Raw genomic sequence first — 12,525 nt, 5'->3', positions numbered from 1 at the left:
GGGGCGCCATGACACGACACCGCGCGGCCTTCGGCGGCTGGCCGGCCCGTGCGCTGCCCCAGCCCGCGCTGGCCGGCGGGGCCCCGGCCACCGGGGGGCCGGCGCGGCGCGAGAGCGCGGCGGCCGGACTCATGGCTCTACGGGAGCGACAGCGGACGCGCCCCGCGCGGGGCGGCGGCCCGCGCCGCGCCGGCGGGTCCAGCCGGATGCCCCGCCCCTCGCGCGGCAGCGTGCTCGGCGGGGTGCGGCGGCTGCACACGCGCGCCAGGCGCGCCTGGGACCGGCCGCTGACCGCGTACTACGTCATCCTCGGCGGCAGCCTGTTGATCATCGTGCTGGGCCTGGTGATGGTCTACTCGGCCTCGCAGATCAAGGCGCTGCAGTCCGGCCTGGCCCCGTCGTACTTCTTCCGCAAGCAGCTGTTCGCGGCCGCCCTGGGCGGGGCTCTGATGCTGCTGGCGGCCCGCACGCCGGTGAAGCTCCACCGCGCGTTGGCCTATCCGCTGCTCGCGGGTTCGGTCTTCCTCATGTGCCTGGTCCAGGTGCCGGGGATAGGCGTGGCGGTCAACGGCAACCAGAACTGGATCTCCTTCGGCGGTCCCTTCCTGCTCCAGCCGAGCGAGTTCGGAAAGCTGGCGCTGGTCCTGTGGGGCGCCGATCTGCTCGCCCGCAAACATGACAAACGCCTGCTCGCCCAGTGGAAGCACCTCCTGGTCCCGCTGGTGCCGGCCACCTTCATCCTGCTGGGGCTGATCATGCTCGGCGGCGACATGGGCACCGCGATCATCCTCACGGCGATCCTCTTCGGACTGCTCTGGCTGGCCGGCGCGCCCACCCGGCTCTTCGTGGGCGTGCTCGCCGTCGCCGGGCTGATCGGCACCCTGCTGGTGCGCACCAGCCCCAACCGGATGGCGCGGCTCGCCTGCATCGGCGCCACCGAGCCCGGCCCGGGCGACCAGTGCTGGCAGGCCGTGCACGGCATCTACGCGCTCGCCAACGGCGGCTGGTTCGGCTCCGGCCTCGGCGCCAGCATGGAGAAATGGGGTGAACTCCCCGAACCGCACACCGACTTCATCTTCGCGATTACCGGGGAGGAACTCGGCCTGGCGGGGACGCTGTCGGTGCTCGCCCTCTTCGCGGCTCTAGGCTATGCGGGTATCCGCGTGGCCGGACGCACGGAGGACCCCTTCGTGAGGTACGCCGCGGGAGGAGTGACCACCTGGATCACGGCCCAGGCCGTGGTCAACATCGGTGCGGTGCTGGGCCTGCTGCCGATCGCCGGGGTCCCGCTCCCGCTGTTCTCCTACGGAGGGTCCGCCCTGCTGCCGACCATGTTCGCCATCGGCCTGCTGATCGCGTTCGCGCGAGCGGAACCCGGTGCGCGAGCGGCCCTGGCCATGCGGAAACCTGGGGCCAGATGGAAGACGATGAGACGGCGCGTCAAGAAGCGGTCGTCCGGAGAGCGGTGAATTTCGGTGCATGTCGTACTCGCCGGTGGGGGGACCGCCGGCCACATCGAGCCCGCGCTCGCCCTCGCGGACGCCCTGCGCAGGCAGGACCCGGCCGTGGGGATCACGGCGCTCGGCACCGAGCGGGGCCTTGAGACCCGACTCGTGCCCGAGCGGGGCTACGAACTCGGGCTGATCCCGGCCGTTCCGCTGCCCCGCAGGCCCACGCCCGAACTGATCACCGTCCCCGGACGACTGCGCGGCACCATCAAGGCCGCCGAGCAGATCCTGGAGCGCACCAAGGCCGACTGCGTGGTCGGCTTCGGCGGTTATGTGGCTCTGCCCGGCTATCTGGCCGCCAAGCGGCTCGGAGTGCCGATCGTGGTGCACGAGGCGAACGCCCGCCCCGGCCTGGCCAACAAGATCGGCTCCCGCTACGCCAAGTACGTCGCGGTCAGCACCCCGGACAGCAAGCTGCGCAACGCCCGCTACGTCGGCATCCCGCTACGCCGCTCGATCGCCACCCTGGACCGCGCGGCGGTCCGCCCCGAGGCCCGCGCCGCCTTCGGCCTCGACCCCAACCTGCCCACGCTGCTCGTCTCCGGCGGCTCGCAGGGCGCCCGCAGGCTGAACGAGGTCGTCCAGTCCGTCGCCCCCTTCCTCCAGCGCGCGGGAATCCAGATCCTGCACGCGGTCGGCCCCAAGAACGAACTGCCGCACGTCGACAACATGCCCGGAATGCCGCCGTACATCCCGGTATCGTACGTGGACCGTATGGACCTCGCGTACGCGGCGGCGGACATGATGCTCTGCCGCGCGGGCGCGATGACCGTCGCCGAACTGTCCGCCGTCGGACTGCCGGCCGCCTATGTCCCGCTGCCGATCGGCAACGGCGAACAGCGGCTCAACGCCCAGCCGGTGGTCAAGGCGGGCGGCGGACTGCTGGTCGACGACGCCGAGCTGACGCCCGAGTGGGTCCAGAACGAGGTGCTCCCGGTGCTCTCCGACCCGCACCGGCTGTACGAGATGTCCCGGCACGCCGCCGAGTTCGGTCGCCGGGACGCCGACGAGCTGCTCGTCGGCATGGTGTACGAGGCGATCGCCGCCCGCCGCCAGGGGTGAGCGGGCGGCTCGCCGCCAGGCGCGAGCAGGCGCGCGGAGCAGCGCGCGAGAAGGCAGGGATGCGTGGCCGGATCGACGACCGCCCGGCGCGGTGACCGCAAGGCGTCGCCGTCCGGCCCGCGGCCGCGGGTGCTGCGCGCCCGCCGCCGACTGCGGCTGCCGCGCCGCCGCACCCTGGTGTTGACCGGCGTGGCCGCCGTGCTGCTCGGCGCCGGCGTGGTGTGGGCGCTGTACGGCTCGGACTGGCTGCGGGCCGAACGGGTGAAAGTCAGCGGCACGGACGTCCTGTCATCCCATCAGGTGCGCGAGGCCGCGGACGTGCCGCTGGGCTCCCCGATGGTCTCCCTGGACACCGCGGCGATCGAGCGCAGGCTGCGGAAGCGGCTGCCCCGGATCGACGCGGTCGAGGTGGAGCGGTCATGGCCGCACACCATCAGTCTCAAGGTGATCGAACGACGACCGGAAGCGGTTATCAAGTCGGGCGGAAAGTTCATCGAAGTGGACGCCAAGGGTGTGCGATTCGCCACCGTGGGCCGGGCCCCCAAGGGGGTGCCCCGGCTGGAAATGGACATCCGGCGATCGCCGGGTTCCCGCCGTTTCGGCGCCGACCGGCTGCGCCGCGAGGCGATGCGCGCCGCCTCCCGACTCCCCGCCGCGGTCGACCGGGACACCCGGGTGATCCGGGTGCGCTCGTACGACTCCATCACCCTGGAACTGACCGGGGGGCGCACGGTGGTGTGGGGGAGCGGGGAGCGCGGCGCGGCGAAGGCCGACGCGCTGACCGCGCTGATGAAGGCGGCGCCCGACGCGAAGCGGTTCGACGTCAGTGCCCCGAGCGCCCCCGCGGTGGCCGATAGTTGACGTGGGCGCACATCGCGACGGGCCGGCACCCTGGTTGGCTACCCTCAGGGGTGATCACATAGGGTGAAAAGAAAAACGGGAGGTTCGGCGTGTTCATTGAACGCGCCCCACTTGTCGACTTAGTGTCCTGTTCCGAAGAATCAAAGGAACAGCGGCACTAGTAACCCTAAACTTCAGCGTTAGGGTTGGGGTCGACTCAGAGGACCACCCCATTCGGCATCCGTCGGCGCACCGCAGCAACTGCGGCGTGGCGACACGTAATCGAGGCGAGAGGCCTTCGACGTGGCAGCACCGCAGAACTACCTCGCAGTCATCAAGGTCGTCGGCATCGGCGGCGGTGGCGTCAACGCCATCAACCGGATGATCGAGGTCGGGCTCAAGGGCGTCGAGTTCATCGCGATCAATACCGATGCGCAGGCCCTGCTGATGAGCGACGCGGACGTCAAGCTCGACGTCGGTCGCGAGCTCACCCGCGGCCTCGGCGCGGGAGCCAACCCCGAGGTCGGCCGGAAGGCGGCCGAGGACCACCGCGAGGAGATCGAGGAGGTCCTCAAGGGGGCCGACATGGTCTTCGTGACCGCGGGCGAGGGCGGCGGCACCGGCACCGGCGGCGCCCCCGTCGTGGCCAACATCGCCCGCTCACTGGGCGCCCTGACGATCGGTGTGGTCACCCGACCGTTCACCTTCGAGGGCCGTCGCCGCGCCAACCAGGCGGAGGACGGCATCGCACAGCTGCGCGACGAGGTCGACACCCTCATCGTCATCCCCAACGACCGGCTGCTCTCCATCTCGGACCGTCAGGTGAGCGTGCTCGACGCGTTCAAGTCGGCGGACCAGGTGCTGCTCTCCGGTGTCCAGGGCATCACCGACCTGATCACCACCCCGGGTCTGATCAACCTCGACTTCGCGGACGTCAAGTCCGTGATGTCCGAGGCCGGCTCGGCGCTGATGGGCATCGGCTCGGCGCGCGGCGACGACCGCGCGGTGGCCGCGGCCGAGATGGCGATCTCCTCGCCGCTGCTGGAGGCGTCCATCGACGGCGCCCGCGGTGTGCTGCTCTCCATCTCCGGCGGCTCCGACCTCGGTCTGTTCGAGATCAACGAGGCCGCGCAGCTGGTCAGCGAGGCCGCGCACCCCGAGGCGAACATCATCTTCGGTGCGGTCATCGACGACGCGCTCGGCGACGAGGTCCGTGTCACCGTCATCGCGGCCGGGTTCGACGGCGGCCAGCCGCCCGCGAAGAACCGCGACAAGGTGCTCGGCTCCTCCTACGGCGGCGGTGGCCGGGAGGAGTCCGGCAGCGGCACCGCGAGCCGGCCGTCCGCCCCGGTCGAGCCGGTCCGCCCGTCCTTCGGCGGCCTGGGCGGCGTCACCCCGCGCGAGGAGGAGGAGCCGGCTCCCGCCGAGCGCGCTCCGATCGCCGAGGTCCCGCCGCCCCCGGTGGCCACCCCGCAGGTCCCGGCCGCCCGTCCCTACCAGGACAGCCAGGCCGAGGAGCTGGACGTCCCGGACTTCCTCAAGTAAGACCGCGGATCCGACGGGGACGACAGAGCGACATCGTGATAGTGACAGCGTGACGTGATAGGGCAACAGCACGAAGCGAGCGGCGCGCACTTCGCCTTCACCGACCGGTGGGGTGGGGTGAGCGCCGCTCCGTATGAGGCGCTCAACCTGGGCGGGGCGGTCGGCGACGACCCCGCCGCCGTACGGGCCAACCGCGAGCGGGCCGCCGCGGAGCTCGGCCTCGACCCGGCGTCGGTGGTCTGGATGAACCAGGTGCACGGTCGGGACGTCGCCGTCGTGGACGGTCCCTGGGGCACCGAGCCGGTGCCCGCCGTGGACGCCGTGGTGACGGCGCGTCGGGGATTGGCGCTCGCCGTGCTCACCGCCGACTGCACCCCGGTGTTGCTGGCCGACCCGGAGGCGGGCGTCGCCGGAGCGGCGCACTCCGGACGGCCGGGGCTGGTGGCCGGGGTGGTGCCGGCGGTCGTGGCGGCGATGCTGGAGCTGGGTGCCGATCCCGCGCGGATCGTGGCGCACACCGGACCCGCGGTCTGCGGACGCTGCTACGAGGTCCCCGAGGCGATGCGCGCCGCGGTGGCCGAGGTCGTTCCGGAGGCATGGTCCGAGACCAGCTGGGGGACCCCGGCGGTGGACGTCACCGCGGGAGTGCACGCCCAACTTGCCCGACTTGGCATTGAAATCGGTGGACAATCTCACATCTGCACGCTGGAGTCGGCGGACCACTTCTCCTACCGACGCGAGCGCACCACCGGGCGGCTCGCCAGCTATGTCTGGTTGGACGGCTGAAACTGTGACGGATCTGACGGGCGTGACCGACCTGGCGGGCCGCAAGGCCGAACTCGCCGCGAACCTGGCGCGGGTGGAGGAACGTATCTCTGCCGCCTGCGCCGCGGCCGGCCGCGGTCGCGACGAGGTGACCATGATCGTGGTCACCAAGACCTACCCGGCGAGCGATGTCCGACTGCTCGCGGAGTTGGGCGTCCGACAGGTGGCGGAGAACCGGGACCAGGAGGCGGCGGGCAAGGCCGCCGAGTGCGCCGATCTATCCCTTAATTGGCACTTCGTCGGGCAATTGCAGACAAACAAGGTTCGTTCGGTGGCGAGTTATGCCGATGTGGTGCAGTCCGTCGACCGGAAGCGACTGGTTGAGGCGCTGTCCACGGCGGCGGTCCGAGCCGGGCGCGAGCTGGGTTGCCTGATCCAGGTGGCGTTTGACGCCGAGTCGGGCGAGCGCTCGGGGCGCGGCGGCGTCGCCCCCGACGGCGTGCCGGAGCTGGCCGAGGTGATCGCCGAGGCCCAAGGGTTGCGGCTGGCCGGACTGATGACGGTCGCTCCCCTGGCCGGGGAGTACGCGGGACGCCCCCGGGCGGCGTTCGATCGACTGTTGGAAATCTCATCCAGCCTGCGCGTGACTCATCCTGCTGCGAACATGGTCTCGGCAGGGATGAGCGCGGACCTCGAGGAAGCGGTGGCCGCGGGGGCGACACATGTGCGCGTCGGCACGGCGGTGCTCGGAGTCCGACCCGGGCTCGGGTAACGTCGCCAAGAAGTCGGACCACAGCAGAAAATATGGTCATTACCGTCAAAAGACGGGCAGGCCGCGTGGATCCACGGCATCCGGTGGCGGAGCCGATCCACCACAGAGCGGAGGACGCAGAGCATGGCCGGCGCGATGCGCAAGATGGCGGTCTACCTCGGCCTCGTGGAGGACGATGGGTACGACGGCCGGGGCTTCGACCCCGACGACGACTTCGAGCCCGAACCGGAGCCCGAGCGGGACCGCCGACGGCACGAGACCGCGCCCGAACGGCGCCCGGAGCGGGACGAATCGGTACGAGTCGTCCATCCTCCCGCGCAGCGTGAGCCGGCTCCGCTCGTAGCGGAAAGCGGACGACCCGCCCGAATCGCACCCGTGGCGTCCATCACACCTGAACGTCAGAACCTGGAGAAGAACGCACCGGTGATCATGCCCAAGGTTGTGTCCGAGCGGGAGCCGTACCGCATCACCACACTTCACCCCCGGACCTACAACGAAGCCCGTACCATCGGGGAACACTTCCGCGAGGGCACTCCTGTGATCATGAATCTGACGGAGATGGACGACACCGACGCGAAGCGACTTGTCGACTTTGCGGCCGGTCTGGTCTTCGGCCTCCACGGGAGTATTGAGCGGGTGACCCAGAAGGTGTTCCTGTTGTCTCCTGCTAACGTCGATGTCACGGCGGAGGACAAGGCCCGTATCGCAGAGGGCGGGTTCTTCAACCAAAGCTGAGACGCAGCACCGGTGGCACCGAGTCACAGACGGCCGTCAGGCCGCGTACGAGCAAGGGGAGAGGGAAGCGCGGGATGGACATCGCACTGCAGGTGATCTACATCGCGCTGTATTGCTTCCTGATCGTGCTGATCTTCCGACTGGTGATGGACTACGTCTTCCAGTTCGCCCGCTCGTGGCAACCCGGCAAGGCGATGGTGGTCGTTCTGGAGGCCGCCTACACTGTCACCGATCCGCCACTGAAGCTTCTGCGGCGGTTCATCCCGCCGCTGCGTCTCGGGGGCGTGGCGCTCGACCTGTCCTTCTTCGTACTGATGATCATCGTCTGGATTCTGATCACCGTCGTGAGCAACCTTGCGAGCAGCGTGTGAACGAGACGGTCTTGCCGATTGCCGACGACTACGTTGAGGTGAAGTAGAGATGCCGTTGACCCCCGAGGACGTGCGGAACAAGCAGTTCACGACCGTCCGCCTCCGAGAAGGCTATGACGAGGACGAGGTCGATGCGTTCCTCGACGAGGTCGAGGCCGAGCTGACCCGACTGCTGCGCGAGAACGAGGACCTGCGGGCCAAGCTGGCCGCGGCGACCCGGGCCGCCGCGCAGAACCAGCAGCAGGGTATGCGTAAACCGCCGGAGCAGCAGGATCGCCCCGGCGCTCCGGTGCCCGCCGCCATATCCGGACCGCAGCCGGTGCCGCCCCAGCAGCAGATGGGCGGCCCGCCCCAACTGCCGGGTGGTGCCCCCCAGCTTCCCGCCGGCACCGGTGGTCCCGGTCCGATGGGTCAGCAGGGTCCGATGGGCGGCCCCGGTCCCATGGGTGGCCCCATGGGCGGCCCGATGGGCCCCGGCCCGATGGGTCAGCAGGGTCCGATGGGTCAGCAGGGCCCGATGGGCCAGCAGGGTCCCATGGGTCAGCAGGGCCCGATGGGCGGCCCCGGCCCGCAGCTGCCGCAGCCGGGCCAGGGCCCGGGCGGTGACAGCGCCGCGCGCGTGCTCTCCCTGGCGCAGCAGACCGCCGACCAGGCGATCGCGGAGGCCCGTTCCGAGGCCAACAAGATCGTCGGCGAGGCGCGCAGCCGTGCCGAGGGCCTGGAGCGCGACGCCCGCGCCAAGGCGGACGCCCTGGAGCGGGACGCCCAGGAGAAGCACCGCGTCGCGATGGGCTCCCTGGAGTCCGCTCGCGCCACGCTGGAGCGCAAGGTCGAGGACCTGCGCGGCTTCGAGCGCGAGTACCGCACGCGACTGAAGTCGTACCTGGAGAGCCAGCTGCGTCAGCTGGAGAACCAGGCCGACGACTCGCTGGCCCCGCCGCGCACCCCGGCGACCGCCTCGCTGCCGCCGTCCCCGTCGATGGCCTCCGCCGGCGCCAGCCCGATGGGCGGCCACACCATGGGCGGCAACCAGTCCATGGGCGGCAACCAGCCGATGGGCGGCGCCCCGTCCTACGGTGGTCAGCAGCAGATGTCCCCGGCGATGACCCAGCCGATGGCACCGGTGCGGCCGCAGAGCCCGCAGCCGATGCAGCAGGCGCCGAGCCCGATGCGTGGCTTCCTCATCGACGAGGACGACAACTAGTCGCCGGGCGCTGAACCGCAGCGGGTCTTTACGGGCCGGGGCCCCTGGGAGTGATCCCAGGGGCCCCGGCCCGTTGTGCGCGCCCTGGGCGGCCGCCGTTGGGCTCCTCGTCCGGACCGCGACACCGCGCGTCGTCGGGCACCGCCGGGTCGCGGCGTTGTGGTCGCGCGCCGTTGCGGCGGGCTGCTTCCACCGCCGTGCGGAGGGCCGTCGGGGACCCGAGGGTCGGCCGGGAGGCCCGCGGCCAGGGGAATGCCCGGGGCCCGGCCAGGGGAACGCCCGAGGGCCCGGCCGGAGGAAATCCGGCCGGGCCCTCGGGGGAGCGCCTCGCGGCAGCGGTCACGCCTTGCGGAGGCGGAAGGTCAGGCCCAGGGAGTCGTCGCTGAACTCCTGGCCGTACGAGTCGTCGGCCGCACCGCTCGCGAAGTCGGTCGCCAGGACCTCGTCCGCGATCAGACCCGTGTGCTCGCCCAGGGCGGTCGAGGTCTCCTCGTCCGTGGCCTGCCAGCGCAGCGCGATCCGGTCGGCGACGTCCAACCCGCTGGTCTTGCGCGCCTCCTGGATCAGCCGGATCGCGTCACGGGCGACACCCGCGCGCCGCAGCTCCTCGGTGATCTCCAGGTCGAGCGCGACCGTGGCGCCCGCGTCGGAGGCGACGGACCAGCCCTCGCGCGGGGTCTCGGTGATGATGACCTCGTCGGGGGAGAGCTCGACCGTCTCGTCGCCGACCACCACGGATGCCGTGCCGTCCCGCAGCGCCAGGGACAGCGCGGCGGCGTCGGCCCCGGCGATGGCCTTGGCCACGTCCTGCACGCCCTTGCCGAAGCGGCGGCCCAGGGCGCGGAAGTTGGCCTTGGCGGTGGTGTCGACCAGGGAGCCGCCGACCTCGCTCAGGGACGCCAGCGAGGAGACGTTGAGCTCCTCGGTGATCTGGGTGTGCAGCTCGGGCGAGAGCGCCTCGAAGCCCGCCGCGGCGACCAGCGCCCGGGACAGCGGCTGACGGGTCTTGACGCCGGACTCCGCGCGGGTGGCGCGGCCCAGCTCGACCAGCCGCCGGACCAGCACCATCTGCCGGGACAGCTCCGGGTCGATGGCCTCCAGGTCCGCCACCGGCCAGGTGGACAGGTGCACCGACTCCGGGGCGTCCGGGGTCACCGGGGCCACCAGGTCCTGCCAGACCCGCTCGGTGATGAACGGGACCAGCGGGGCCATCAGCCGGGTGACGGTCTCCACGACCTCGTGCAGGGTGCGCAGCGCGGCCGCGTCTCCCTGCCAGAAGCGGCGCCGCGAGCGGCGCACGTACCAGTTGGACAGATCGTCGACGAAGGCCGACAGCAGCTTGCCGGCGCGCTGCGTGTCGTACGCCTCCATGGCCTGCGTGACCTGGTCGGTCAGCGCGTGCAGCTCGCTGAGCAGCCAGCGGTCCAGCAGCGGCCGCTCGGCCGGCGTCGGGTCGGCGGCGCTCGGCGCCCAGCCGGCGGTCCGGGCGTAGAGCGCCTGGAAGGCGACGGTGTTCCAGTAGGTGAGGAGGGTCTTGCGGACGACCTCCTGGATGGTGCCGTGGCCGACGCGGCGCGCCGCCCACGGGGAGCCACCGGCCGCCATGAACCAGCGGACGGCGTCCGCGCCGTGCTGGTCCATGAGCGGGATCGGCTGGAGGATGTTGCCCAGGTGCTTGGACATCTTCCGGCCGTCCTCGGCGAGGATGTGGCCCAGGCAGACCACGTTCTCGTAAGAGGACTTGTCGAAGACCAGGGTGCCGACGGCCATCAGGGTGTAGAACCAGCCACGGGTCTGGTCGATCGCCTCGGAGATGAACTGCGCCGGATAGCGCTTCTCGAAGAGCTCCTTGTTGCGGTACGGGTAGCCCCACTGCGCGAACGGCATCGAGCCCGAGTCGTACCAGGCGTCGATGACCTCCGGGACGCGGACCGCCTCCAGGGAGCAGCCCTCGGCGGTGCAGGTGAAGGTGACGTCGTCGATGAACGGGCGGTGCGGGTCCAGCCCGGACTGGTCGGTGCCGGTCAGCTCGGACAGCTCAGCCAGCGAGCCGACGCAGGTCAGGTGGGACTCCGCGCAGCGCCAGATGGGCAGCGGGGTGCCCCAGTAGCGGTTGCGCGACAGCGCCCAGTCGATGTTGTTGTTCAGCCAGTCGCCGAACCGGCCGTGCTTGACCGACTCCGGGAACCAGTTGGTCTTCTCGTTCTCCCGGAGCAGCTTGTCCTTGACCGCGGTGGTGCGGATGTACCAGGACGGCTGGGCGTAGTAGAGCAGCGCCGTGTGGCAGCGCCAGCAGTGCGGGTAGCTGTGCTCGTAGGGCACGTGCCGGAAGAGCAGCCCGCGGGCCTTGAGATCGGCGGTGAGGGCCTCGTCGGCCTTCTTGAAGAACTGGCCGCCGACCAGCTCGACGTCCTCCGCGAAGGTGCCGTCCGGGCGGACCGGGTTGACCACCGGCAGCCCGTAGGCGCGGCAGGTCTTGAGGTCGTCCTCACCGAAGGCGGGCGCCTGGTGGACGAGGCCGGTGCCGTCCTCGGTGGTCACGTAGTCGGCGTTGACGACGAAGTGGGCGTCCTCGATCTCCACCAGGGAGAACGGGCGCTGGTAGGTCCAGCGCTCCATCTCGCGACCGGTGAAGGTCTGCCCGGTGGCCTCCCAGCCCTCGCCGAGGGCCTTCTCCAGCAGCGGCTGGGCGACGACCAGCTTCCGCTCGCCGTCGGTGGCCACCACATAGGTGACGTCCGGGTGCGCGGCCACCGCGGTGTTGGAGACCAGCGTCCACGGCGTGGTCGTCCACACCAGCAGGTCCGCCTCGCCGGCCAGCGGGCCGGAGGTCAGCGGGAAGCGCACGAAGACCGAGGGGTCGACGACCGTCTCGTAGCCCTGGGCCAGCTCGTGGTCGGACAGGCCGGTGCCGCAGCGCGGGCACCAGGGGGCGACCCGGTGGTCCTGGACCAGCAGCCCCTTGTTGAAGATCTCCTTCAGCGACCACCACACCGACTCGATGTACTCGGGGTTCATCGTGCGGTAGGCGTCGTCCAGGTCGACCCAGTAGCCCATACGGGTCGTGAGCTCGGCGAACGCGTCGGTGTGCCGGGTCACCGACTCGCGGCACCTGGCGTTGAAGGCGGCGATGCCGTACGCCTCGATGTCCTGCTTGCCGCTGAAGCCCAGCTCCTTCTCGACGGCGAGCTCGACCGGCAGACCGTGGCAGTCCCAGCCGGCCTTGCGGCCGACGTGGTAGCCCTGCATGGTGCGGAAGCGCGGGAAGACGTCCTTGAAGACGCGGGCCTCGATGTGGTGGGCGCCGGGCATGCCATTGGCGGTCGGCGGGCCCTCGTAGAAGACCCACTCGGGCCGGCCCTCGGACTGCTCCAGGCTGCGGTTGAAGATCTTGCTCTCGCGCCAGAAGTCGAGCACGGCGTGCTCCAGGGCGGGCAGGTCTACCTGGGCTGGCACCTGGCGGTACTGCGGCTGTGGACTCATCGAGGTCTTCCTCCGGCGGACACGTCGCTTCGGTTCCGTCGGAGGGACGAGAGCCTTGGCGCTCCCGCGGTACCACCCTCCTTGACCGTGAGCCGCACGGCTCCCGGTCCCCTCATTAGGGGCAGCGACGCCGGTTCTACTCGCCTCCGCGGGCTTTCTTCCGGCAGCTCAGGGGTGATGCTTCACGTCGCGCTCGCCCCCGGGCTCGCACCGTCCCCGGGTCGCTCATGGCTGCGTACG

10 protein-coding genes are annotated in these 12,525 nt (G+C 71.0%); 9 read left to right on the top strand and 1 reads right to left on the bottom strand.

Annotated features, from left to right (window positions below):
* Positions 1-131 precede the first annotated feature (131 nt).
* The 9 genes from ftsW to CD790_RS20305 all read left to right on the top strand — a co-directional run bounded on the left by ftsW (position 132) and on the right by CD790_RS20305 (position 8,802).
* Positions 132-1,469 (top strand): putative lipid II flippase FtsW, encoded by a 1,338-nt coding sequence (gene ftsW / locus CD790_RS20345; RefSeq protein WP_186319148.1) that lies wholly within the window; start codon positions 132-134, stop codon positions 1,467-1,469.
* A 6-nt stretch (positions 1,470-1,475) separates the two neighbouring features.
* Entirely contained in the window at positions 1,476-2,570 is a 1,095-nt protein-coding gene (murG, locus tag CD790_RS20340; RefSeq protein ID WP_144384708.1) for an undecaprenyldiphospho-muramoylpentapeptide beta-N-acetylglucosaminyltransferase, read from the top strand.
* A gap of 63 nt (positions 2,571-2,633) precedes the next feature.
* Positions 2,634-3,431 carry a cell division protein FtsQ/DivIB gene (locus CD790_RS20335; protein ID WP_144384707.1) on the top strand — a complete coding sequence of 266 codons (798 nt, stop codon included), beginning with the start codon at positions 2,634-2,636 and terminating at the stop codon, positions 3,429-3,431.
* 282 nt (positions 3,432-3,713) lie between these two features.
* Positions 3,714-4,955 carry a cell division protein FtsZ gene (ftsZ, locus tag CD790_RS20330; RefSeq protein ID WP_144384706.1) on the top strand — a complete coding sequence of 414 codons (1,242 nt, stop codon included), beginning with the start codon at positions 3,714-3,716 and terminating at the stop codon, positions 4,953-4,955.
* Positions 4,956-5,009: 54 nt separating this feature from the next.
* Positions 5,010-5,741, top strand: coding sequence for a peptidoglycan editing factor PgeF (pgeF, locus tag CD790_RS20325; RefSeq protein ID WP_144384705.1), 732 nt, complete (start codon positions 5,010-5,012; stop codon positions 5,739-5,741).
* A 31-nt stretch (positions 5,742-5,772) separates the two neighbouring features.
* A complete protein-coding gene (locus tag CD790_RS20320; protein WP_144384820.1) occupies positions 5,773-6,492 on the top strand; it encodes a YggS family pyridoxal phosphate-dependent enzyme in 720 nt (239 codons plus the stop codon).
* A gap of 123 nt (positions 6,493-6,615) precedes the next feature.
* Positions 6,616-7,227 carry a cell division protein SepF gene (locus CD790_RS20315; protein WP_144384704.1) on the top strand — a complete coding sequence of 204 codons (612 nt, stop codon included), beginning with the start codon at positions 6,616-6,618 and terminating at the stop codon, positions 7,225-7,227.
* A gap of 74 nt (positions 7,228-7,301) precedes the next feature.
* The gene (locus CD790_RS20310; protein WP_144384703.1) at positions 7,302-7,598 is read left to right on the top strand and encodes a YggT family protein; all 297 of its coding nucleotides are present in this window, start codon (positions 7,302-7,304) and stop codon (positions 7,596-7,598) included.
* 49 nt (positions 7,599-7,647) lie between these two features.
* On the top strand, positions 7,648-8,802 hold the full coding sequence (locus CD790_RS20305; protein WP_144384702.1) for a DivIVA domain-containing protein: 1,155 nt from the start codon (positions 7,648-7,650) through the stop codon (positions 8,800-8,802).
* Between the two features lie 339 nt (positions 8,803-9,141).
* Here CD790_RS20305 and ileS read toward each other — a convergent pair whose 3' ends face one another.
* Positions 9,142-12,285: an isoleucine--tRNA ligase gene (gene ileS / locus CD790_RS20300; RefSeq protein ID WP_144384701.1), complete on the bottom strand. Its 3,144-nt coding sequence runs from the start codon at positions 12,283-12,285 to the stop codon at positions 9,142-9,144.
* Positions 12,286-12,525: the final 240 nt, after the last annotated feature.

Origin of the sequence: Streptomyces sp. SAJ15 (assembly GCF_007595705.1) — a bacterium.
GTDB lineage: Bacteria > Actinomycetota > Actinomycetes > Streptomycetales > Streptomycetaceae > Streptomyces.
This window is presented reverse-complemented; position numbering and strand designations above follow the sequence as displayed.